The following is a 24,605-nucleotide window of genomic DNA, read 5'->3' as shown; positions in this document are numbered from 1 at the left end:
AATAATTAAGCCCTACTGTTGGCATGAAAAGCTTGTTAAAATAGTGGATTATTTAAGTGACAATAATACACCAACCTTTTTTTGCACCTCCCTTTAAACATGAGTAGCTAATGCCTATTTCTAAATCAGTTTCTAATTCAGCACCCAAATCTGTTTTAATGGTTTGTCTTGGTAATATATGTCGCTCCCCCACTGCTGAAGAAATTCTGCGTCAGCGAGCTGCCATTGCAGGTCTGTCAATGAAAGTTGATTCAGCAGGCACAGGTGACTGGCATATTGGCTGTAACCCTGACCCACGTGCGCAAAAGCATGCTAAAGAACACGGCTACAATATTTGCAAGCTAGTGGCTCGTCAAGTAAGCCCTAAAGACTTCTACGACTTTGATTTAGTGCTAGCCATGGATGCTCAAAACTTAGCTGATCTTGAAGTTATCAAGGACAGTGCTGCCAAATTGTATCCTCAGGAGTCTCTCGCGACACTCACTTTATTAAGTGACGTTGATCAAAGCTACTATAAACAAAATGTGCCTGACCCATATTTAGGAGTCCCTGAAGGATTTGACGATGTCATTACTCGTATTGAATCCTCTGTTGATGCCTGGATTGATAGCTGGAGAGTTTGACTAATGTCAGCTCAACAACATGACTATTGATATCGTTAAAATGGCAAGAAAACAAGGTTAACATCGCAGCATTTAAAGTAAAGTGCCTATACTTTATTTAAATTATAGATATATCCCTCTTATGGTATAAATATTTTATGACCAAACACATCCCAGTCTCTGCTCCTACCAATGTAAACAATGCGTGCTCTAAACAGTTACATAATGCAGATTTGTTAACTTTGAATACCATGCGTCTTGCCTGCATAGCTGAGCAGTTCATAACGTTGAGTGAGGAAACCGATGTCGATTTGGTTATTGGTCAACTCATAAATCTTGGCAAGCCAATGTTTATTTTATCTGGTGGTAGTAATGTTCTGTTGCCGCCAAAACTTGATGTCACTGTTATAAAACCAACCATGAAGGGCATTAACGTTTTGTTGGAAACGCCAGAGTATGTTGACATTGAGGTAATGGCAGGTGAAATTTGGCATGAGCTTGTGGTCTCTACCGTGAACAGAGGCTGGTTTGGCCTTGAGAATCTTGCTTTAATTCCTGGCCTAACGGGAGCTGCTCCAGTACAAAATATTGGTGCATACGGCGTGCAGTTGGAGGATTGCTTAACTCATGTACGTGCTTATCATTTGCCTACTCAAAGTTGGCATGAGTTTGATACTAATGCGTGTGAGTTTGGTTACCGTGATAGTAAATTTAAGCGTGAGGCTGGTCAGTGGTTCATAACTCGGGTTGGTTTTCGCCTTCATAAAGATAGTCACAAAGTAAAAGTGGATTATGGCGATGTAGCCACACTGGCATCAAGCTACGCTAATGACAGAAGTACAAGTCCATCTAAAGACAGTTCAGTAGGCAACATGACACCAGCTGATGTTATGCAGGCCATTATTCATATCCGTCAATCCAAACTTCCTGACCCCAGTCAACTGCCTAACTGTGGCAGCTTTTTTAAAAACCCTGTCATACCAACTCAACAGTTTTTAGCGCTCAAAGAAGTTTATACTAGTATTGTGGGCCACACAGTTGACGATACACACACTAAAGTAGCAGCTGGCTGGTTAATAGATAATGCAGGCTTAAAAGGACAGGGTATAAACCCCATCTTAACTCATGATAAACAAGCCTTAGTTTTGGTTAACCATGCAAAGGCTAGCGTAAATAAACCCGCTACCCAACATGACGTTTTCGTAACTCAACAGGTCATCCAACAAGTGATTAAAGATAAATATAATATAAGCTTGGAGCGTGAACCTGTATGGGTAGATAGAGTTGCCAGTTATGAGACAGTACCTTAGACCCTTGCATACAAACATTTATTGCAAAGTTCATTTCAAATCCTGACTTTCCTGTTGAATGATGACTTTTCTTTTAAATCACTTAATTTAATAAGGCATTAAGGCTTGCTCGCCATGTGGACTGCCCTCAAACAATATACTTTATGTCTAATAAGGCGACTGTTTTGTTGTCTCTTTATCGCAGCAATGATATCTGTCATATTATACTTGAGTTTATTTACCCCCATTTTTTCCTCAGCAGGGCTATCTTTACTCAATAAGTTACCCATTCCAGATGCACACAAACATCAAAAGAATTTTACTATTAAGACAAATTTCATAGAAAACCCTGCGCCTCATAATAATAGTCAATTAATATTGGAGGATATTCCCTCTGCCTATGTTGTTTTAGGTGGAGGTTTAACCGAGTTAAAACCTAATAATGATGAATATATGAAGCCCCAATCTTCGAAGTTAGAGGCTGATAAAGCTCAATCACAAAGCGCCATCGTGTTAAATCAGTATAGCTTAAGCCGAGTCCACACGGCATATATTAACTATAAGCACTTACCACTGCCTATTGTATTAACAGGCGTAGAATCCCCCTGGATGAGTGACTGGCTATTAGAAAATAATATTCATAATATTATTACTGAAAATGCGAGCATGAATACTTGTGAAAACGCCCGCTTTACCGCCAAACGATTGAATCTATCGAATGTCTATCTCATTACTGATGCCTACCATATGACTCGAGCGCGTCGCCAGTTTGCATTGAATGGTATTCGCTCAACTCCTCTCGTCGCGCCATTACCTGCAAAAAAAGGATGGGCAAACCCTAAGCAGAATCTAATACATTCCCGACGTACTATATATGAGTTAGCTGCATACGTTCGTGACATTTTCATCCCTCAAAAAAACTGCCGTACTGCTGAAGAGGTTAGCCTCAATACATTGATGAAAAGTCGTAAGCCTAATTCAAATGAAGCATTGTAATAAGCATATGTGTTAGATTAATTTGTTTTATTTAAGAATTACTCTAAACAATCAATTTAGTTTGAATGCAATAGATGCTAAAATACCCTATTGCCTTAATGGTCTTATTTTTTAAAAAATCCGTTGTACCATCTACTTTGCTATAAGCAATGTTGGAGAGTTTATGGAAAGTATGTATTTATTAATACCGCTCAGCCTGATGTTATTTGTCGTGGGCATATGGGCAGTACGCTTTGCTGTTAGATCTAATCAATTCGAAGATTTAGATAACGCTTCCCAGCGGGTTATTTTGGACGATAGGCAAGAGCGTCGCCAAGCATTAAACGCCAAGGCCGAAATTAAAATACCAACAGAAGATCAAGATAAAACCAAGCAATCAAATAATAAAGATCAGAACCTGAATAACAACCTTGATAACTGATGATCAATTTTTGTTGTACAGATCTAATTTTTGATTGCTTTGAGTTAAAACATTAAATTAATCACTGTATAAAACACTCGGCCTACCTCTCATAAAGTTCGTATCTTATTTTACTGAACTTGATTAATTAGGATTCATTGTATGTCAGCCCCATTACTTGTCGCCGCTTTCGCTATGGGTTTTTTTGGTTCGCCGCACTGTCTAGGTATGTGTGGTGGTATTGTTACTGCGTTTGGTTTATCGATGAACGAAGTCAGCCCGTTAAAAAAACGTGGCCTCATTGCAACTTATCACTTTGGCCGCTTAATTAGCTATTCAATATTAGGGGTAATCGCAGGTTTAATAGGTACTAAAGTTCTGGAACCCCTTATGATGGGTAACGCCACGCCAAGAATATTGCTGGGTGTTGTGCTGGTAATTATTGGACTATCGATGCTTGGACTACGATTTTTGAATAGTCTGGAAAAAGTTGGTGCAAGACTTTGGAAAAAGCTAGCGCCAGTTCGTCAAAAGGTTTTTCCATTAACCACCTTCCCAAGAGCCTTAACTGCTGGTTTATTATGGGGATTTTTACCCTGTGGTCTGGTTTATGGTGCATTATTGATGGCTGTGGTTGGCGGAAGCGTCTCAACTGCTGCTTTAATCATGTTCGCTTTTGGGCTAGGCACAGTGCCCATGTTAGTTGCTACGCAAGAAACAGTGGGCTGGTTACACAAGCAAATAGGGAAGTTTAGACTGCGTCAAATTAATGGCGTCATTATGATTCTATCTGGTTTGGCGGTTATTGCCTTGCCTATGTTAATGAAAAACATGAATCATGGTCATATGCAACATTCTCATCAAGCTATGGTAAGTGATAACACAACGATGAATCACTCAACTATGAACCATGAAGGTATGGATCATTCCAATATGGCAAGCCATGCACCAATGAGTCACGACGCTGAGACGCCGAGCCTCATACCATGACTAACGATAGTCATTATGATATGTCACATAGCTCAAACTAAGAAAGTCTAATTAAATTGTTCTAACTTTAATTTTGTGTCAAGATGCGTTTCTAACGCTGGCAGGTTAAACGCATCGTCTTCACTAACAAAACTGATACTAATACCTGTTTGGCCTGCTCGTCCCGTACGACCAATTCGATGAACGTAATCATCTGGTTGATCGGGTAAGGTATAATTAACCACATGACTGACATCATCTACATGAATGCCTCGCCCCGCCACGTCAGTAGCTACTAATACTTTAGCCTCACCATTCTTAAATCTATCTAAATAACGCTCTCTTTTGTTCTGTTCAACATCTCCAGAAAGCATAACCACATTATAATCTTTATTTAATCGATTATAGAGTCGTTTAACTTGATCTTTTCGATTAGCAAAAACGATCACTTTTTCTGAACTCTCATCGTCCAATATTTGAGATAGTGCCCTATATTTATCAGATTCGGTAAGCAAATAAAACTTTTGCTCTACCAAATCACTGGTTTTATGTTCTGGCTCAATCTCAATAAATATTGGGTTTAATAACCATTGATAAGCTAAATTCATTACATCTTGATTGAATGTGGCTGAAAATAAAAGACTTTGTCGATCTGTATTGGCAGGCATATAACCAATAATACGCTTAATATCAGGTATAAAACCCATATCTAACATTCGGTCTGCTTCATCCAGCACAAATACCTCAATACGATCTAAAAAGACAAAACCTTTATGAATCAAATCAATCAAACGACCGGGTGTTGCTATTAAGATATCCGTAAACGCCTTTTCAAGCTGGTGAGTTTGCTGCTCATAATCAATGCCGCCCATCACACAGACACTATGTAGCTGAGTATGACGAGTCAATATAAGGGCATCTTCAAAAATCTGATTGGCAAGTTCACGCGTTGGGGCTAATATCAAAGCACGCGGTTCACCTACATATCGAGGTTCATCATTATCAAACGGCTTTGCTAATAAAGCCTCTATGATAGTGATCAAAAATGTAGCTGTTTTGCCAGTGCCTGTCTGCGCTTGACCAATGGCATCTTGTCCAGCTAAGGTATAGGGTAGAATTTGCGATTGTATTGGCGTCAGTTCCGTGAAACCAAGTTCACTCGTGGACTGCAAGATACTATCACTTAATGCCAAATCACTGAATTTAATAAAATTATCCACTGAACTTCCTTATGCTTAAATACCCGTTAATACAACTTTGGATTTATTATATTCATCAACCACCGTCAGTATATCAAACCTTAATAATAAATAAGTATAATAACGAATGGTAATAATTATTGATAATAACTATCGATAATAACTATTGAAAATAAAAAAGCCGACACACTAGACCAGTTGCATATAATATGCAACTGGTCTAGTGTGTCGGCCATATAGCGGTCTAACAAAACCAGCAAACAATATTTGCTAGACAGCATTTGCTTAAAACATCAGTAGTATTTAAAGTATCGCTAATGGTAAAACGTTATTAATCAAAAAACCTGAGTTTCAGCAAAAGTATGTCTAAAACAAAGATATGAAAAATCTAATTTAACTTAATATATAACGTTTCTAAAACTATCTTTTTCATTGCAACTTATTTTTTAAAAGTTACAATAAGCAATCTACATCAAATAAATAATCAACAGGGCTAATCTTAGTCTTCAACTTTAGTAACTTCTTCAGCTTGTAAGCCTTTGTCGCCTTCAGTAACAATAAACTCAACCTTTTGACCATCGGCAAGCGAACGATAACCATCGCCCTGAATAGCACGGAAGTGAACAAAGATATCTTCCCCACTATCACGTTGAATAAAACCGAAACCTTTTGAATCGTTAAACCACTTAACAGTACCTTGCTCACGAGCTGACATAATTTACTTCCTAAACTTAATAAATAAACTTCAATTTAGCCCCAATTGCTAATTGTATAAATTAAATTTATAGCTAAAACTGGGTGTATGTTGTGATGGATATTATATCCACTGATAGATAATATTAATTATTCATCATGTTTCTTAAGATAATATGATTTAATAGTACCAGTGAAACATTTTGACATAAATATTATCTATAACTAATCATATCATGACAATATGACAACACAAAGAGTTTTAACATAAAATTCACATTTGTTGTATTACTTTCATATGGTAGTTTAGTAATAATATGAATATATGACCTCTATTGGTTTAAGTTTAGCGCTTACTTAGAAAGGTTTTTGACCAACGAAGGAGATAACTATTAAACCAAATATTTAAACCGTTATTTAAACAATTAAATACAGACAACCCGTTAGGCATCCTAACTTTAAAAGCAGTATACTCTTAAAATAGAATTGTGTTAATTAAACCTCTTTATTCATTTTGACCAGCTGAGATTACAATGCCCCCTGTCAAAAATCACTTAAATTTTAACCGGCGACTATTGCTTATAAATGGCCCTAATCTTAATTTATTAGGTAAAAGAGAGCCCGATATTTACGGGACAACCACCCTAAAACAGGTTGAAACTCGCTTAATCAATATGCTCCAAGCACACAAAGTAGAGTTAATTTGCCTGCAATCTAACTCAGAGAGCGCTTTAATTGATGCCATACAGCATCATGGCCTACTCACTGATAGCAACGAGCAAGTCGACGGTATCATCATTAACCCTGCTGCATTTACCCACTCATCTGTAGCGCTGCGTGATGCCCTACTCGCCACCAACAAACCTTTTATTGAAGTTCACTTGTCAAACATTCACAACCGTGAAGCCTTCAGAAGTCAATCATATTTTAGTGACTGCGCTTTAGGAGTAATTTGTGGTTTAGGCCATCTCGGCTATGACATGGCCGTAAGTTATTTTATCGCTCAATATACAGACATGTAATGAATAAGCTGATATAACTAGCAGCCTATCAACAATTAGGTTAGACGGACAAGGCATTGCAACCATGGCAACATCAGGCAAACGATTCATCAAACTTGCAGGTATGACCGCAAGTATTGCGGGTAAAGCGGCAAAAAATTCTTTTAGACATTTGTCCAGCGATGAGGCTAAACGTAATCAAGCGCGTTCTGAAATGCTGCAAGATGTTGGTATACAGATTGCCGACACGTTAGGCGAGATGAAGGGGGCAGTGATGAAAGTGGGGCAAATTGCTTCCCAATACAAAGATGTGTTTCCCCCTGAGGTCGCTAATGCTTTAGAAAGATTGCAAAAAAATGCACCACCCATGCCTTATTACCAAATAAAAAAACAAGTTGAAAATGAGTTAGGCAAACCAATTGAACAAGCATTCAAAAGCTTTGAACAACAGCCTTTTGCTGCGGCTTCTATCGGACAAGTTCATAAAGCGATATTACCGAACAACGACCGTGTGGTAGTAAAAGTACAATATCCTGATGTAGACAAGAACTGTGACAGTGACCTTAAACAGGTACGTATGGCTTTGAAAATGGCCGGTGTACTTAATATGAGTCGCGAGTTACAGGAGCAGATATTTCATGAAATCAGAAATAGCCTGAAAGATGAGCTTAATTACGTAAAAGAAGCGCATAACTTGGCCATATTTGCCGCTTTTCATGCTGATGATACCGGACTTATCATTCCTAAAGTCATTCCAAGTCATTCAACGAGACGTATTTTAACTTTAACCGAAGAACTTGGGGAATCATTGAGCGTTGCTGCCACTTGGAAAAACAGTGTAAAACAAAAAATAGCAGAGCGACTGTTTCACTTCAGTGCAGGACAGCTATTTAAGCTGTACCGTATGCATTGTGATCCGCATCCAGGCAATTTTGCTTTTCGGCCAGATGGTAGTGTCATAGCCTATGACTTTGGAGGTATTCGCTCCTATAGCGATGCTGAAATGCAGTTATTTAAACGTTTTGCCAAACATGCGCTTAAAGGTGACGTTACCGCTTTAGAGCAAGATCTTATCGCCATGGAAATCCGTTGTGAAGATGATGTACTAGTACCTGGTCAATACTATCAGCAGTGGTTGGAAATAGGGCTCCAACCGCTTTCTATTGCCCCCTACCATACCGGGCCATTCGATTTTAGCAACAGTCAGGTACATTATGAAGCGGTCGCTCAGGCTAAGCAAAGTTTGAAATATTACAAGCAATTTCAACCCTCATCAACCACCCTAATGCTAAACCGTACCGTAACAGGTCAGTACTGGAATTTGGTCAATTTAGGGGTTGAAATTGATCTTAGTCCCTTAGTTAGGCAGTATATAGATTTCTAATACCCATATGTTATGTTCTAATATCAACATGTATCGTTGCGTGTTATTGGCTAACTCTATGAGTTAAATATTCGGTTTTCACATGGCGTTTCTATCTGACTCTTTAAGTTTAAATCCTTGACTGGCTCTTATACCTCTTTATGATGCAAAAATTATTATATAGACCATTCAATCAAAGTGTGAATAGACCTTGATGAGTAAGATAATGTTTGATTTTAAAGTTAATGATAATCATTTACTTTTTGAATGTATGCGTTTATAATACTTATTAGTTAAAGGGTTAATGGAGATCACTAATGTCAATAATTAATTCCGATAACTAATAATAATAATAAAAACCAATAATAGTCTTTGTCTCCATAGCCTGCTGAGGTTACTCAGCAGGTTTTTTTGTTTTAAACTTTGCTTATATCTACAACTAATCAATATTGCGTGTTTTTTGTTTCAATAATCTATCCAATCAGAAGTATTTAAACTATAATAAAATTAAACATTCATTTTAAATATATCTTTAAGAAGAAAGTCATGATGAATAAAAAGGTGCTAAATATTCAGCCACCATCACACCAACCTATATCGCCACATCCCATATTTAATTTTGGTTTTCGAATATTTTTTAGCGCAGGTAGCCTCTTTGCAATTATCACTATTCTAATTTGGATGTTTATATATACCGGTAAAACCAGTATAGATGTGACTAAAATAAACCCTTTTTATTGGCATGGCCATGAAATGTTGTATGGCTATGCCATGGCCATTGTTGCAGGGTTTTTACTCACTGCTGTTAAAACATGGACTGGCGTAATGATGCCATACGGTTATCGCCTTATGGGTATATTCATATTTTGGGCTATAGCCCGCATTAGCTGGGCATTTATAGGGATCAATATAGGCAGCAGCTCTGCATGGCTATTTTTAGCAATGCTAAGCGACTTAATTTTTATGCTGCTTATGATAGCGGCAATTGCTCATGCAGTTTTAAAGGTAAAGCAATATAAACAGATAGGCATTGTCTCCAAGCTGTTATTACTTATTATTGGCAATGCGCTTAGTTATTATGGCTTTTATAAGGGAGATATTAACTATACAAGAATAGGCATCTACGTTGGACTCTATTTAATTATAGGCGTAGTGCTTACCATAGGACGCCGTGTGGTTCCTTTTTTTATCGAACGTGGATTAAGTTGTGATAGTAAAGATGAAGTGAAGGTAAAAAACAGCAAACTGCTCGATATCCTAAGTCTAATTTCTTTCTTTGTATTCATGCTTGCAGATATCTTTTTCCCTATGCCTTATCTCATAAGCATAAGCGCGTTTACTGTATTTATCGTCAACTTTATCAGGCTTGTGGGTTGGTACAACCCTCGGCTTTGGCAAAAGCCATTGTTGTGGTCACTCTATATGGCATTTTTAGGAATGTGTATCGGCTTTCTTCTCTTTGCCCTACAACCTTGGTTTAACTTTAGTCACAGTTTAGCCGTTCATGCAATAGCAATTTCTGGAATCGGTATGATGACCATTGCAATGATGGCTAGAGTGTCACTGGGACACACTGGGTTAAATATCCATAATCCCCCTAAAACTGTGATTTTAATGTTTTGGTTAATGATAATAGTGTTTTTATTTAGAGTCATTATGCCTATTATTTCATTAGACCAATATCTAGCTTGGATAATGATTTCACAAACGGCTTGGATAGCTTGTTTTGCATTATTTTGTGTCAGCTACCTTCCCATTTTGTCTAGACCAAGAAAAGATGGACTGTTCGGTTAGTCTTATTACGATCAAATTGAATGTTCTAAGTTGAGACTGAAATGCACGGTATAAAAAACAATAACGTATCGACACTATAACCAAACCATTTTAAACTTATGGCAAGCAACCCGAGAGCATCCTCTACAGTAGGTAGTACGTACGGCTAGTGAATGGTCAAGGTAACACCGTAATAATTTAACCTTGGGTAGGACTATACAGTAAGTAACTGTAACCCTATATTCATAGTGCTTGTTCCACAGTTCGCAAGCCATAGCACCTAATCTATAGTGCCTTTTACCTCTACCTCTCGTTAGGGTAAGTGATACCTCATAAATATCTACTGACATACACTGAATGCACTAAAATTAATTTATAGGAAATGGCTTATGCGTCTTACTAATTATAGTGATTATGCACTACGAACCTTGATGTATTTAGCGTCAATGCCTGACTCAAATAAACTGGCCACTATATCTGATATTGCAGAAAGTTATAACATCTCAAAGAGTCATCTCACTAAAATTATTCACCAGCTTGCAAAACTTGGCTATATAACTAGTTTGCGCGGTAAAAATGGTGGTATAAGCCTTGCTAAATCAAGCAAAGATATCAATTTAGGAGAAGTCCTGCGCCATACTGAACCCGATTTTGCTACTGTCACCTGTTTAAACAATTATAAAGAAAAAGAATCCATAAGCTGCTCTATCAAACCTGTTTGCCAATTACAGCATGTATTTTATAAAGCGACTAACGCTTTTTTGAGAGTAATGGACAATTATACGTTGGCTGATATAACAGAAAACGATGCGCAATTATGGCAGCAATTAAGATTAACTGCTGCTCCAAAATAGCTTAATCAAAAAAAGCTAGAGGATAAAACCCAAACTCATTAGCCAAAAGAATGACAACGTCAGCTGACGCAATCTTAGTACATTACCTATCATTTACCGCTCATCACAGCCCTATCATGGGACTAAGTGGTTAGCACTCCTGTTGCATTCATTACCAACGATAGGGTATCTACGGCTCCTTCAAACTCTAGGGCATGTTAAATAACTTAAGATGAATGACGCTTCCCAGATAAACTCTAGAAAAACAAACATAATATAAATTTTTAACGTCGTCATCGAAATGTCTTAATAATTGATTTTACTCTTATTTCTTAAACTCGAATTTATTGATTTAAAAAAGCCACAGGATTTTGTCCGATTGCGTTGCCAATAGCTTTCTGTGCGGTGGGGTTCTCTATGATCGCTGCAATAGCACAATAGGTTGTCAACTCTGCTATATGGATAGACAGTAATGCCTACCAAACTTCTCATTGAAAAGGTGTTCCTTTTAAATGCAGTTTAATAGTCTCTTTACAGTTTGTCTGAAAGCTCATGCGATTTTCAAAGAAAGTCATAACTTAACGATGTAATCCCATGATCTTCGCAATGAATATAGCTTATGGACACTTATTATAAAGAGCTTCCTACCCTTGTTGCTCGTCATCACAAAATGCGAGGTAGCAAATGCTTTTGTTGATTGCGGCAATAATGTGTTATATCAAAAGCCTAATAGGCCTCTTGCGGTGGTAAAAGCCAAAGCCAATAAACATGCGATTGGTAAAGGGATGCAACAGGCTATCGATTATACACGCATGCTAGATGTACCTTGTAGACCAAACCATTCTCAATAATTTTCAGCCGTTTAACACTACCATGAAGAAGATTGCCGTGCACACGGTAGACCCTACTTACGAAACTCAGCTGGGTTTATATCAAGTGTTAACTGGCCCTGAATAGGCAAAAAAGCCTATAAACAAGTAAACCCTAACTTCTTTGACCCTAATTATATTACTCTAGCTCCTCAATCAGTGCCTGCATCTCTTTAATTTCACGCTGCTGTGCCTCAATAATATCATCTGCGAGCTTCTGAACTCTCGGGTCTTCAATGTTTGCCCGTGAGCTGGTCAAAATGGCAATCGAATGATGGGGAATCATCGCTTGCATCCAATCCACCTGCTCCACTGTTTGTTGAGAGCGTACACCCCAAAGCCCTAATGCGAAGATCACCACACTAATACCATAGATCAAGAGATTAAGCTTAGTGTTCTTGTACATATTACCCATAAATGCCAGCATTATTACTGCCATGCCAGCGCCCATATATAGAGCCATATAAGCCCTAGTTTCACTAAAATAAACGTGATCCCACTTATAAGTGTTTAAGTACATCATCACGTACATTATCAATGTTGAAGTAAGGATCATTAACGTGAATTTCAGATAAGGATTCATACCTGAATCTGAATAATGTGCATTGTGCTCTGCTGCCTGTTTCATTATCGCCTCCTGATAACGGTGATTAAAACCAGAAACTTGACCCAGCTATCACACTGCTTGTGTCTACTGATTCTCCATGTGCTCGGTGCTGCCCTCGATTTGCACCCAGTGCTGTCTCGTAACTGACACCAATATAAGGGGCTACTTGACGGTTTAGGGTCTCATAGGTAAGTCTAACTTTACTCTCAAGTTCATTAAACCCTTTTCTTATATGTTGTGAATCATCATCTTTACTAAATGCGGTGATTTCTACTTCGGGGTTTACGACCCAATGTTGTGTGAGTCGCCATTCATATTCAGCGCCTGCATTTAATCTAAGTTGACCATTAGTATATAAATAAGCATTGGCTGAAGTTTCGATGAAGTAGGGTGCTGTCCCTTCAATACCTGCCATGACAGCGGCGTCATCCAATGCCGTATCATAAGCCACACCTAAGCGACCATTCCAAAAGATACTTAGTGGTTTCCAATAAGACAACGAGGATAAGCTATCAATTGCTGTATCATCTTTCGTTTGTGCACTACCTTCGCTTTCAAAAATAACACGCTTTTCATCAGTACCATACCAAGCAGTTGTCTCAAAATTAATATTGTCCTCATCAAAGTTATAACCCAAATCAGAAACAGATACCCCCCATGTCGGCATATCGCCCATCATCATAGGTTTGCCAAACTTGCCATAATCAATGCCGTTGGAGTAATCAGGGCTACGGGCACTTTTTGGTGGTTTACCACCTTGCATGCCTGACATATCCATCGAGCTATGATCCATACCTGACATATCCATCGAGCTGTGATCCATGCCTGACATGTCCATTGAGCTATTATCCATGCCTGTCATGTCCATCGAGCTATGACCCATGCCTGACATATCCATCGAGCTATGACCCATGCCTGACATATCCATCGAGCTGGGATCCATGCCCGACATTTTAAGTGGTTGTAAGTTAGCCTCTGCAGACGACGTTGATGCCAATGCAACAGAAGGGGTTAAAACCAGTGACACCATACTAAGCGTAAAATAACCTATCTTATGTGTTTTCATCTGATGGCTCTGTCTAAATATAATTTTTAGGAATTAAACAACGGCGACTTCTCGGAACATACCTGCTTCCATATGGTATAAAAGATGGCAATGCCAAGCCCATCGTCCATGCTCACCAGTAACATCAAAACTCATTTTTTGAGCAGGATGCACCAACATCGTATGCTTTCTGACTTGAAACTCGCCAGATGGTGCTCGCATATCACTCCACATACCGTGCAGATGCATGGGGTGCATCATCATAGTGTCATTGACTAAGGTAATACGAACTCGCTCGCCAGGTTTGATATTAACTGGCGCCGCATCGCTAAATTTAACCCCATCAAACGCCCAAATATAGCGTTCCATATTGCCAGTAAGGTGCAGCTCAAGCTCACGGGTCGGTTTTAATTGCTCAGCAAAAATGTGATCATCCACACTACGTAACTGGCTATAAGTCAGTACGTCTCTATTAATATGACGCAGATTAATACCCGGGTCATCAAGATTCACTCTAGGCGTGTCAACACGCATGTCTGTTTTAAAGTCATATTCGGTATGGGCGTGGTTGGCTTTAAACTTACCACTCATTTCACCCATCATATCGGCCATGGTCAGCCACTCTACGCCATCCATTTTAGGGATAGCGGCGGCAGGCACATGTGCATTATCTTTGGTGGCAAGTGTCGCTGTCACATAACCTGTACGATCCACATTTTGCGCAAAAATAGTATGCGCATCTTGAGTTGGCGTCACAATAACATCGTAAGTTTCGGCTACACCAATTCGGATGTCATCAATACTAACGGGTTCTACATCGACGCCATCTGTTGCCACTACTTTCATCTTCAAACCCGGTATGCGCACATCAAATATGGTTTGCGCTGACGCATTAATAAACCGCAGTTTTACAGGTTGCCCTGCTTTAATTTTTTGATACCAAGCTTCAGTTGAGGGTCTGCCATTAATAAGATAAGTGAAGGTGTTTTCACCCGTTAAGTCGCTAAAATCAGTGGGCATCATGCGCATCTGATTCCACATCTTACGCTTATCCATTGCTGTTTTAATATCAGTCTGGGCAATATCCGAGAGTAACTTTTTAAAATCAGGAAGGTGGTAGTTATCAAAATCAGCACGTTGTTTTAAGAGCTTTAATAACGTATGCGGATCTCGAAAAGTCCAATCACTCAGTACTACCACATGATCTTCACTAATCGGATAACGCTCACGAGTTTTCGGCTCAATAATAATAGCGCCCAGCATACCGGTTTGCTCTTGAAATCCTGAATGCGAGTGATACCAATAAGTGCCTGATTGCTTTAGGGTAAACCGATAGGTAAAGGTACTTTTAGGAGGGATACCTGCAAAACTAATACCGGGAACACCATCCATTTCAAAAGGCACTAATAGCCCATGCCAATGAATGGAGGTGGTCTCGTTCATCTCATTGTGGACTCGAATCGTGACTGTATCGCCTTCTCTCATTTTCAGAGTCGGCGCAGGCAGTGAGTTATTAATTAATGTCGCCGTGGTTTTTCTACCAGCGATGGTCACAGGTGTTTTGTTGATATATAAGTCAAACTCAGTACCCGTTAATACAGGAGTTTGTTCAGCAGCTGGATTGAGATGACCACTATTGATACCGCCCAAATTGTTACCGCTTAGGTTAGAGTTTGCCCAAGCGGGGCTAATAACGGTACTTCCAGCCACTAATCCAACACCAGATAAAAACCTTCTACGGTTCAAGTTATGTTTGTTATTCATAAAACAACCTAATTAAGATATGAATCAGAGTGATTCGAAGAGATAAATCCAGCATTATGTCAACATAAAGGGATAGAATTTAATGATAATAATTTGAATAGCACACCCTTAAAAATGAACCTTGCTAGCTATTGTCATGCCTTAGACCTGCTGTTCGGGGGATTCGACGGAGGCAAACACCTCATAAGAACCATCTTTATTTATCACGAAAACCTGATAAGGCATAAATTTACCCTCAAATTCCATACCAGGACTACCCACTGGCATACTAGGAACTGCTAACCCGATAGCATCAGACGGTGGATTCGCTAAAAATTGAGCGATAAATTTTGCTGGGATATGACCTTCGAACACATAGCCATCTTCGGTGACCGTCGTATGGCAAGAGCGTAATGCTTCAGGTACACCATAACGATCTTTTACCAAGTTTAAGGCTTCAGGATGTTGATAGGTAGATTGTAACCCCAAGTTGTTGGCGTAGCTGATCCATTCGGTACAACAGCCACAATTGGCATCTTTATAAACAGTGGCACTGATACCTTGTAATAAAGCGCCACTATTATGATTTTCATCAGATTTGTTAAGCTTAGGTTGTTTTATTGCTATATTATCAGAAGCAGTCCCTGTTGATTCTATCGCTGAGTTGGAATTGCTTGGCGCACCACAAGCGGTTAAGGATAACATCAAGCCAAATAGTATTGACGCACTTATGGATTTAACAGACCTAATATTAGAGTTTTGCATACTACTACCTCATCTGTCATTTTAATGCTGCATATCACCACTCATGTCGTTCATAGAATCATCCATCATGTCGTTCATAGAATCATCCATCATGCCATCTATTGCTTCACCCATCATTTCTGCATCGAACTTAGTGGTAAGCATGGTATATTGATCAGCCGTTAAGTTGGGTAAGGTTTTGATAAAAGCCATCATTGCCCACATCCTGTCATCATCGTGCGTTGCTCCCCATGCAGGCATACCCGATGCCATAATGCCATGTTTAATCGCCCAAAATCCCTGTTTAGCGCCTTCATCGTCTGCAAATCGACTGACGACACTAGTATCCGTAAAATTTGGAGGTTTAGGATATAAACCTAAGCTTAAATCAGTTGCGGAAACGTCGGGTGATAAATGGCAACTGGCACACATATCTTTATAATCGGCACCGCCTGCACTTATCATTGCAGGCTCATTAAGTTTCGGAACAACAATGTCTTTGCTGGCATGTTTAATTGAATTGATTCGTGCTTTTTCTATTAGACTATAAACGATTGGGCTATGTTCATGGTCAGCACCAACATTTATTCGTCCACTTAATAGGACCGCGTAAGCGACAATTAACATAACAACTAGGGTGGTCACACCCCCTAAAATGAACTTTATCATTTGAGTCCTACTTAAGTAATTTAAGGGGTGTTCATTAAAGGGCTATTAGTAAAAGGCTATGAGATTTTAAAAAAGGCTAAATATTACATTCCGCTTTATCCCCTGAGATTCCCTTGAGCTACATCAGATTTGATTGGGAATTTTTGAGTTTGAAGATAAAGCTACTTGCTATCGGTTGAGCTAACACAGTGCTTGGCATACATCTGTTGCATTTTACTCATATTTGCCATCATTGATTGCATAGCAGGGTCATTCATATCCATTTTGCTATGATCCATATTTTTCATCATTTGCATGTGTTGGCTTATTTTCTCGCAATTCATTTGGTCTTTTTGAGCATGCAGTTTAGGATCATGCGCCATGGCACTTGTCGCAATCGTTAAAGTAGCGACAGTGGCTAAAATCATATTAAGTACTTTCATTGGAATTACCTTTTGTAGAGTTTAAGGGTTGCATTAAGATTGGATTAGAATCTTTTCATAGTAATGATACGGTTTGTCTAATGACACCAACATGACGTCAACATTACAAATCTGTCATGTTGAGGGCAAGATGCTATTAAATTAGGTTCTATTGTTCTAACATGAAGACTGGTTATTAGGACTTACGCAAAATATGATTGAACGATGTTATAAAATGACTTGTAATTATTTTTGAGAGGCTTCGCTCTACCTTTAGACGATTTAAAAATGATTGCCAGTCGTCACATTTTCTTAATATGCGTAAGTCCTAGTTATATTAATTTGTTGGGGCGTAAATGAAAATCTTATTAGTCGAAGATGAGGTCAAGCTGGGCGACTATATCAAAAAGGGCTTAACCGAGTCAGGCTTTCTTGTCGATCACAAGCAAAATGGCTTGGATGGCTACCATGCAATGATGTCCGAGAGCTACAATGCCATCATTATGGACGTTATGTTGCCAGATATTGGCGGTTTTGAGCTGGTCAAAAACTACCGTGCAGCAGGTCACATTACCCCCGTGTTGTTTCTGACCGCTAAAGATAATTTAGAAGACCGCATTAAAGGTATTGAGATTGGAGGAGACGATTATCTGACCAAGCCGTTTGCCTTTGCAGAACTGGTGGTACGTCTTAAAAGCTTATTGAGACGATCCAGTCAGTCAGAATACCTTAGCACCCAACTTAAAATAGCCGATTTAACACTAGACCTTGCCAAACGCACTGCTTATAGAGGCAACACCTCTATTCAATTGACATCAAAAGAGTTCTCATTATTGCAGTTTATGATTGAGAGAAAAGGAGAGGTGTTACCACGTTCGATTATTGCCTCACAGGTTTGGGATATGAATTTTGACAGCGATACCAATGTCATTGACGTGGCTATCAGACGTCTTCGAATGAAAATAGATGAAGGGTTTGAGACCAAGCTAATCCATACAGTGCGTGGCATGGGTTATAAGCTCGAAGAATAACTTGAAGAGTAACTTGAACCTAAGGCCAACTAAACGACAAAATGATGCCTAACACATAAGAAATTTGCCGAATGAATATTAGAATCTCACTGCTATGGCGCACGGTCATCTTACTCACCGTATTTGTGGTTGTGTCACAAATCGTGGTCTATTTTTGGATTCAGCGGTCAGTAAATAGCCATTTTGAAGTCATGGATGCAGAGATTTTAACCCATTCGGCTTATAATTTGCGTCATACCTTAGATAGCAATTCTTTAAACGATAGTGAAAATTTAGCTAACCCGCAAAATGTCACTAGTCATCTGCATTCTGGCGGTTTGGATTACGATATTAAGGTGTTTAAATTTGATGCTAATGGACTGTTATTACTAGATCAAACGACAAGTGCAGAGCAGCTAGCTGTCAGGCAGCTCAATATACGTGAGTTAGTGAAAAAGCACGGTAATAAACAATTTGAACTGACATTAAATAACAGACCGTATCGTAGTATTATAATTAACAACGTTAACAGTGCTTTTAACAATATTGATAATAACCCAAATAACAACCCACATAATAACTCTGATAATAACGCAGATACCATTTATTTATTAGCCTTGCCAATTGACGTACATCAATTATACCTTCATCAATTTAAATGGCAGTTAAAACTTATCCTGATTGCCATAACTCTGTTATTAATCTCAATCGCAACTCTCAGTGTCTATTGGGGGTTTTCACCCCTAACGACCTTTATTCAGAAAATGAAAAGCATTAGCTTTGAGCAACTCGGTGAGCGCATCACCGTATCCGATATGCCGAGTGAGCTGCGTCCTCTTGCTGAGTCATATAATATTATGATGAGTAAAATGGAAGATAATTTTGAATCTTTATCGCGATATTCTGACAATATAGCCCATGAACTACGCACGCCAATTGCCATACTGAGCACCCAGACACAAGTCATGCTGAGTCAACCAAGGGATAGCGATGATTATGTCGAGCAGTTACATCAGCAACATGAGACATTAGAGCAGTTGTCAGAGCTGATTAATAATATGCTACTACTTGCCAAAACTCAAAAAGGCTTGAGCCCAGAACAGTTTGAAGATGTTGATTTAGATAATATGCTTAATAATTTAATTGAATATTATGAACTGTTAGCGGACGATAGGCATCTTACTTTATTAAAAGAGGGAGAGTTTACAGCCGTCAAAGGCGATAAAGGCTTATTACAACGATTATTTGCCAACCTAATTTCAAACGCTATTTATTATTCGAAAACGAATAGCATCATTCGTATCAGTGCCAATCGCATCAGTGCTAATAAGCAAACCCACAACACAGAACATTCTAATTTGACCCATAAAAGCACCAAACCTTTGCCTTTAAATCAGCCCACTCTAAACATTGTTATTCAAAACGAACTTGCAGTGCCAATGACTCAAAAAGAGGCAAATCGGCTGTTTGAGCGTTTTTACCGCCATACTATTCATACTGCCCATACCAATAATGACAATACTGAAATCACTCTTTCGGGAACAGGGCTAGGATTATCTATCGCTCAATCAATTGTTAAGGCGCATGGTGGCAAGGTAACTATCACTATTCAGCAAGACAGATTGTTTATAGCGGTTATCAAGTTGTTGCTTTAAGATTACTATAATTACAGACGTTAAGGATTGCAATTATTACTTTAAAGATTAATGTTAGTAAGTCTATAATAAGCATTTTGGTCATTTAATTAGAGCCTATCCCATTCCTAAAATAAGTTTACACAAAGGAATTTTATAAATAGATAAGTCACATGTTGCAAGGTTTAAGCCCACACAGAAGGATTACACATTAGGCTTTAGACTAGCAGTCGTAGAGCAAGTTGAAAAGGCGATATGACCTCTTCCATACTCACCTAATCTTATGAGACGTGACCACCAAATGGCAAATTATGTAACCAGCCATTATTACCATTTGTGACCACGTTAATTTCAGAGTGAAAAGCTATTTAATATTACCGATCAAAAGCATCTGATACTTTCCTCATAGACCTACCTTTTAATTCAATGATGGGCGCTAGATTGATAACACGATCTAGCGAAACATTGGCAATCGTTTAATTACTAAACCTATCACGCCAATGCTCTATTGAAAACTGACTACTAATCATCAAACTCCCGTTCATAGACTGCAAATCAATAATTTCCAGTAATAAACAGTGTCTCATAACCTTGCCGAAAAGCTTGAATACCTTCTTTGGCAGTAAATCCATATTTTTGACTAACCTGAGCTAAATCTCGAAAGGATGCCATCATATCTGTCAGCTGCATATCTTCTAAAATCTGTTGCTCAGACGTCGGGGTGTTATAAAAGTGGGTTAATACGGTTGATAGCGATGAAGCACCGCAAGATTAATCTAAATCTTGTTTAACAACTTGAGCATCACGCATTTGCTTCTAGGTAGTTATGGGAATATCAACAAACTCCGTACCTGCACTGGTATTTAATACTATAGGCGCAGCATTAGCACTCATAGAGGTTGCAAGCGCTAAAAAGCCAAACACTGCCTGCGATAAATTAATATGCTCATTTAGTTAGCTGATTAATCATAAGCAGTACCTATTCAATCTAATGACAGTAGCTCATTTCCAGACAATGGCTAATTGAGCATTCCCATCTCAGCCAAGGTTTGTTGAATCATCTGCTCAGAGATTTGACTTTGTTGTTGTGCAATACGTTCCGTTAATAGTCCCATCTTACTGGCTAATGACTTGCCTGTAGGCGAGCTATATAAATCAATTAAAGCATTTAGCTCATCAGTGGATAACACTTGTGCATAAGTATAGGCTAATTGAGATTCGTAATCATAGTTGTCCATTTTATTCGATAGTTTTTCAAAAAACTCATCAGGCATATCAATCATATTACTACGCATAGACTCTATAACGAATTTATTGGCTTGTTTGAAACCTTGTTTAGAGCCATCCATATTGATAAGTTTACGAGCAAGCGCAACTTTATGGCTATCTTGCGCTTGCAAAGCTACGGCGGCATGACTTGCTTGAGTGATGGCTAGTCCTGATATAAGAAGCGTGGTTGATAAGAATAAATGTTGGCAAGTTTTGGTTAAAAATGACATTTTTTACTCCTTTTAAAGTCCATTTATCAGATAGCAATGTGCTTTTTATTCTAAACGATCTATAGTTTATAAAGAATATCGTAGATTAAATTAGAACTTATACTCAAAGAAAATTGCACATACTCTTTATTGCTGATTAGTCTCAAAGCGTTATGACACGCTTGGGTTTCACTCATGCTATTTTTTAAATGCATGACAGACCAATAAGCTTCATTATTATCTAGTAATATAAGCTTTTTCAGCAAGCTTAATCCACTTTCAGATAGTTGATAATTGTCATCATTAATACTAGCAAACATACTTTGCGTATAATCATATCTTGTATAGGCAAAGAAACTTTGAATCTTACCGTACTCTACAAATTATAAGTAACGTTCTTTTTGTAAAAACTCAGCCTGTTGTTTTGAGATAATTAGATTAATAATTGTCATTATTACCTACTTGTTTTAACACCACTTCAACTTTAAATCTAAGCAATCCAACAATACGTACTTTCATTAACCAAACCCTACCGCTAGAGTCTTTAAATAAACGCTGAAAAACAATTAAGCCAACTTAGCGAGAGCTAGGCTAACCACATGTTGTAATAACTATGCCTTGGCTATTTAAAACAACACTTTCTTCTGGGCCAGTAAAGCGGGTTCTTCCCCCGATTGAATCATGATTTTTGTAGGATTACGCATGGTATTTAAAATTGCCTTTAGGTGTTGCTATTTAGGTGTTGTTATTTTTTTGAGGTAATTACCTTTCCATGAAAATACTGTTAATAAAGGCTTTTGAAGAAAAGAAATAAAACCACCACCCACAAAAAAACCCTAAGTAAATAAATGCTTAGGGCTGAAACTTTGTTCTAAAAACCAGTTTTAAAATATGGCGCAGCGGACGGGACTCGAACCCGCGACCCCCGGCGTGACAGGCTAAACCCACCATATTTCGTTAAATTGTATTAAAATACTTTAACATACAAAGCTATGTAAATAAAGGGTTATAGCAATATTTCTAGGTATGACATTTAGCGTAATTTAATACAGTTTATCAAGCCGCAAATTGCAAAAATGGTCACCTAATTAGTATAGTATTTACAGTTTTTTAGCATACCAAAAGTGTAATTTTTATACATCCTATATTCTACCCCTGCGTTTATCTATACCGTATCTTAATCAGACTACTTAAAGATGAAGCAATGCATCATATATATTCTTAAAAAATTGGTTTATTTTGTTAAAAATACTTAAGTATTTTGATATCAAATACAATTCAACTAAGCTAATAGTGAGAACGTTCGTCAAATCTCCTTAATTATATGCTTAAACACACTTCCAACACATTAATTAGTGTGTGATTCTATGAATACAACTAAACATTCGACTCTTATACTCAAGTTGGTTAGAAAGGAGTTGATATTAGATTATGTCTATAAACTACAAGTTTTAAACATTATAGATAGAGTTGATTTTGATTTCCTTAGATACCAAACAGCATTAGTTAAATAATCAAGGTTACTTCTAAACGAATCTAGTTGACCCAATTTCAAAAATATCGAATGCAAACCACCACAATAAACTATATAACGATTCTATCTAAAAACAGTCCTGCACCCCTTTGGCATAGCTATCGGTAATTCTAATGTCTGAATATTCAACAACCTCTAAGGTTTCATGATGAATTTTTAAATTGCTGTTATTCGAATAGTACTATTATGTCATTTAGCTAGTCTATACCTATGGAAGGCTTAACCGACCTTGTGATTATACTGTTCAAAAAACAATCATAGCGTTTAAAAATCAATTATATAGTTCAATAACATTCAGATTTAAAGGGATTTTGAATCCGTGAATTTATAATTACATTTTACCAATTTCAATGTTGCGATTTTACCTCTCTAAAATCAATCATATTGTTCTAAAATCAATTATATCTTCTTAAAATCATTTGTATCGCTCTAAAATCAATTATATCTTCTAAAAGGTCCCAGTTTAAAGGGGGTTTTAACAGTGAATTGATAATTACATTCTACCAATTTCAATGTTGCGATTTTACTTCTCTAAAATCAATCGTATTGTTCTAAAATCAATTATATCTTCTTAAAATCATTTATATCGCTCTAAAATCAATTATATATTCTAAAAGGTCCCAGTTTAAAGGGGGTTTTAACAGTGAATTGATAATTACATTCTACCAATTTCAATGTTGCGATTTTACTTCTCTAAAATCAATCGTATTGTTCTAAAACCAATTATATCTTCTTTAAATCACTTGTATCGTTTTAAAATCAATTATATATTCTAAAACTATTATAGTTGTTAAAGTAGTGAGTTTAAGTAGGTATTTTATTAGTTCGTACGAATTTTAAATCCTGCTTGATAGTGCGTACGATTTAAATTTAAGTTTTTGCTTTCGTACGGTTTATGAATTAGAGTTCTTTTAATCGTACGATACTTAAGTACACTTATATACCTATAATGATATTTCACTGAGTTGTCATCTGCTAACCTAGCATTGACGATTCAAATAGTAATTTAGAATCTAAATTAACAAGAGTAAAAAAACCGTTAGAACTAATTGTAACTAACGGTCTTATATAACTATTTTAGGCTAGTAGGGTTTTAACTCTCAGTGACCACACAATGAATACTTACCTCAATGCAGACCTAATCAGCTTCATCTTAGCCCTACGGGCATTCTTACAATTTTCAGCCAAGTTACCTTCGACCTTATACCCTTTATCGTTCTCTGCTTCACAGCGATCCTGTACCTTATCAATCTCGTCAGGGTTTTCAGTATAATAGCTGACGGTTCTAACCTTTTCCTCGCTACAACCTGTTAAAGACAAAGCCAGTACCGAGGCTAGAAAAGTATTTATAATATAAGTGTTTTTCATACGGTTAATCCTTTAAAATTGGTTGAACTCAAAAATGTTATTTAATGACTTACTATCGATACAATTTCGGCTATTAAGTTAAGATTGGTTCAAAGTTACTACAAACTTAACGACCTCGTTAATATAGAAAATAGAGCTTTAATTATGAGAATATCACTCGAAGAACAAGCAAGACGTAGAAAATCTTGGGAAAGAGCAAAAGGTAATGTCAGTTTGTCTGGTTTTGTTCCAAATAAACATGCTGAACAATGGGCGGAACGTTTTATACTAGGCTACCAGACACTAGAAGAGACTATAGAGGGATTTCAGAAACTTGCTGAAGGTAAAAGCCCACTTAAACCTAAAAACTTGGACGAAGAAAGCCCACAATGAAGTCATTAAGAGC

24 protein-coding genes and 1 pseudogene are annotated in these 24,605 nt (G+C 37.7%); 13 read left to right on the top strand and 12 right to left on the bottom strand.

Features of this window, described 5'->3' with window-relative positions; all coding sequences use genetic code 11:
• The first annotated feature begins 110 nt into the window (after positions 1-110).
• The 5 genes from AC2SLL_RS00750 to AC2SLL_RS00730 all read left to right on the top strand — a co-directional run bounded on the left by AC2SLL_RS00750 (position 111) and on the right by AC2SLL_RS00730 (position 4,277).
• Positions 111-623, top strand: coding sequence for a low molecular weight protein-tyrosine-phosphatase (locus AC2SLL_RS00750; protein ID WP_486529756.1), 513 nt, complete (start codon positions 111-113; stop codon positions 621-623).
• Positions 624-760: 137 nt separating this feature from the next.
• The gene (murB, locus tag AC2SLL_RS00745) at positions 761-1,912 is read left to right on the top strand and encodes a UDP-N-acetylmuramate dehydrogenase (RefSeq protein WP_486529755.1); all 1,152 of its coding nucleotides are present in this window, start codon (positions 761-763) and stop codon (positions 1,910-1,912) included.
• Between the two features lie 207 nt (positions 1,913-2,119).
• Positions 2,120-2,887, top strand: coding sequence for a YdcF family protein (locus AC2SLL_RS00740; protein ID WP_486529754.1), 768 nt, complete (start codon positions 2,120-2,122; stop codon positions 2,885-2,887).
• Between the two features lie 163 nt (positions 2,888-3,050).
• The gene (gene ccoS / locus AC2SLL_RS00735; RefSeq protein ID WP_486529753.1) at positions 3,051-3,308 is read left to right on the top strand and encodes a cbb3-type cytochrome oxidase assembly protein CcoS; all 258 of its coding nucleotides are present in this window, start codon (positions 3,051-3,053) and stop codon (positions 3,306-3,308) included.
• 141 nt (positions 3,309-3,449) lie between these two features.
• Positions 3,450-4,277 carry a sulfite exporter TauE/SafE family protein gene (locus AC2SLL_RS00730; protein WP_486529752.1) on the top strand — a complete coding sequence of 276 codons (828 nt, stop codon included), beginning with the start codon at positions 3,450-3,452 and terminating at the stop codon, positions 4,275-4,277.
• 47 nt (positions 4,278-4,324) lie between these two features.
• On the opposite strand, the gene AC2SLL_RS00725 is transcribed toward AC2SLL_RS00730, so the two are convergent.
• Positions 4,325-5,476: a DEAD/DEAH box helicase gene (locus tag AC2SLL_RS00725; protein ID WP_486529751.1), complete on the bottom strand. Its 1,152-nt coding sequence runs from the start codon at positions 5,474-5,476 to the stop codon at positions 4,325-4,327.
• A 478-nt stretch (positions 5,477-5,954) separates the two neighbouring features.
• On the bottom strand, positions 5,955-6,170 hold the full coding sequence (locus AC2SLL_RS00720) for a cold-shock protein (RefSeq protein WP_486529750.1): 216 nt from the start codon (positions 6,168-6,170) through the stop codon (positions 5,955-5,957).
• A gap of 511 nt (positions 6,171-6,681) precedes the next feature.
• On the opposite strand from AC2SLL_RS00720, the gene aroQ reads away from it, so the two are divergent.
• The 4 genes from aroQ to AC2SLL_RS00700 all read left to right on the top strand — a co-directional run bounded on the left by aroQ (position 6,682) and on the right by AC2SLL_RS00700 (position 11,139).
• Positions 6,682-7,170, top strand: coding sequence for a type II 3-dehydroquinate dehydratase (gene aroQ, locus AC2SLL_RS00715; protein WP_486529749.1), 489 nt, complete (start codon positions 6,682-6,684; stop codon positions 7,168-7,170).
• A gap of 64 nt (positions 7,171-7,234) precedes the next feature.
• A complete protein-coding gene (locus AC2SLL_RS00710; protein WP_486529748.1) occupies positions 7,235-8,533 on the top strand; it encodes an ABC1 kinase family protein in 1,299 nt (432 codons plus the stop codon).
• 525 nt (positions 8,534-9,058) lie between these two features.
• Entirely contained in the window at positions 9,059-10,306 is a 1,248-nt protein-coding gene (locus AC2SLL_RS00705; RefSeq protein ID WP_486529747.1) for an NnrS family protein, read from the top strand.
• A 368-nt stretch (positions 10,307-10,674) separates the two neighbouring features.
• Complete coding sequence (locus AC2SLL_RS00700; RefSeq protein ID WP_486529746.1) at positions 10,675-11,139, top strand: Rrf2 family transcriptional regulator; 465 nt, start codon at positions 10,675-10,677, stop codon at positions 11,137-11,139.
• Between the two features lie 323 nt (positions 11,140-11,462).
• Here AC2SLL_RS00700 and AC2SLL_RS00695 read toward each other — a convergent pair whose 3' ends face one another.
• Positions 11,463-11,582: an MGMT family protein gene (locus AC2SLL_RS00695; protein ID WP_486529905.1), complete on the bottom strand. Its 120-nt coding sequence runs from the start codon at positions 11,580-11,582 to the stop codon at positions 11,463-11,465.
• A gap of 186 nt (positions 11,583-11,768) precedes the next feature.
• On the opposite strand from AC2SLL_RS00695, the gene AC2SLL_RS00690 reads away from it, so the two are divergent.
• A complete protein-coding gene (locus AC2SLL_RS00690) occupies positions 11,769-11,969 on the top strand; it encodes a hypothetical protein (RefSeq protein ID WP_486529745.1) in 201 nt (66 codons plus the stop codon).
• Between the two features lie 157 nt (positions 11,970-12,126).
• On the opposite strand, the gene AC2SLL_RS00685 is transcribed toward AC2SLL_RS00690, so the two are convergent.
• The 6 genes from AC2SLL_RS00685 to AC2SLL_RS00660 all read right to left on the bottom strand — a co-directional run bounded on the left by AC2SLL_RS00685 (position 12,127) and on the right by AC2SLL_RS00660 (position 17,217).
• Positions 12,127-12,615, bottom strand: coding sequence for a DUF305 domain-containing protein (locus AC2SLL_RS00685; RefSeq protein ID WP_486529744.1), 489 nt, complete (start codon positions 12,613-12,615; stop codon positions 12,127-12,129).
• 22 nt (positions 12,616-12,637) lie between these two features.
• Complete coding sequence (locus AC2SLL_RS00680; protein WP_486529743.1) at positions 12,638-13,660, bottom strand: copper resistance protein B; 1,023 nt, start codon at positions 13,658-13,660, stop codon at positions 12,638-12,640.
• Positions 13,661-13,693: 33 nt separating this feature from the next.
• Positions 13,694-15,403: a copper resistance system multicopper oxidase gene (locus tag AC2SLL_RS00675; protein ID WP_486529742.1), complete on the bottom strand. Its 1,710-nt coding sequence runs from the start codon at positions 15,401-15,403 to the stop codon at positions 13,694-13,696.
• Between the two features lie 141 nt (positions 15,404-15,544).
• Positions 15,545-16,147, bottom strand: coding sequence for a DUF411 domain-containing protein (locus AC2SLL_RS00670; RefSeq protein WP_486529741.1), 603 nt, complete (start codon positions 16,145-16,147; stop codon positions 15,545-15,547).
• 21 nt (positions 16,148-16,168) lie between these two features.
• On the bottom strand, positions 16,169-16,795 hold the full coding sequence (locus AC2SLL_RS00665) for a c-type cytochrome (RefSeq protein ID WP_486529740.1): 627 nt from the start codon (positions 16,793-16,795) through the stop codon (positions 16,169-16,171).
• Positions 16,796-16,956: 161 nt separating this feature from the next.
• On the bottom strand, positions 16,957-17,217 hold the full coding sequence (locus AC2SLL_RS00660) for a hypothetical protein (RefSeq protein ID WP_486529739.1): 261 nt from the start codon (positions 17,215-17,217) through the stop codon (positions 16,957-16,959).
• Positions 17,218-17,552: 335 nt separating this feature from the next.
• On the opposite strand from AC2SLL_RS00660, the gene AC2SLL_RS00655 reads away from it, so the two are divergent.
• Positions 17,553-18,227, top strand: coding sequence for a heavy metal response regulator transcription factor (locus AC2SLL_RS00655; protein ID WP_486529738.1), 675 nt, complete (start codon positions 17,553-17,555; stop codon positions 18,225-18,227).
• Positions 18,228-18,298: 71 nt separating this feature from the next.
• A complete protein-coding gene (locus tag AC2SLL_RS00650) occupies positions 18,299-19,861 on the top strand; it encodes an ATP-binding protein (RefSeq protein ID WP_486529737.1) in 1,563 nt (520 codons plus the stop codon).
• A 534-nt stretch (positions 19,862-20,395) separates the two neighbouring features.
• Here AC2SLL_RS00650 and AC2SLL_RS00645 read toward each other — a convergent pair.
• The 3 genes and pseudogenes from AC2SLL_RS00645 to AC2SLL_RS00635 all read right to left on the bottom strand — a co-directional run.
• A pseudogene (locus tag AC2SLL_RS00645) lies at positions 20,396-20,599 on the bottom strand (cysteine peptidase family C39 domain-containing protein); the annotation flags it as partial.
• A 260-nt stretch (positions 20,600-20,859) separates the two neighbouring features.
• A complete protein-coding gene (locus AC2SLL_RS00640) occupies positions 20,860-21,339 on the bottom strand; it encodes a DUF2059 domain-containing protein (RefSeq protein WP_486529736.1) in 480 nt (159 codons plus the stop codon).
• A 2,635-nt stretch (positions 21,340-23,974) separates the two neighbouring features.
• A complete protein-coding gene (locus AC2SLL_RS00635; RefSeq protein ID WP_486529735.1) occupies positions 23,975-24,220 on the bottom strand; it encodes an EexN family lipoprotein in 246 nt (81 codons plus the stop codon).
• 144 nt (positions 24,221-24,364) lie between these two features.
• Between AC2SLL_RS00635 and AC2SLL_RS00630 the strand changes: the two genes are divergently transcribed.
• A complete protein-coding gene (locus tag AC2SLL_RS00630) occupies positions 24,365-24,592 on the top strand; it encodes an antitoxin VbhA family protein (protein ID WP_486529734.1) in 228 nt (75 codons plus the stop codon).
• Positions 24,593-24,605: the final 13 nt, after the last annotated feature.

The organism is Psychrobacter sp. CX97 (assembly GCF_057396285.1).
Note: the sequence above shows the minus strand (reverse complement) of the source record. Positions and strands in the feature narration are given on the sequence as shown.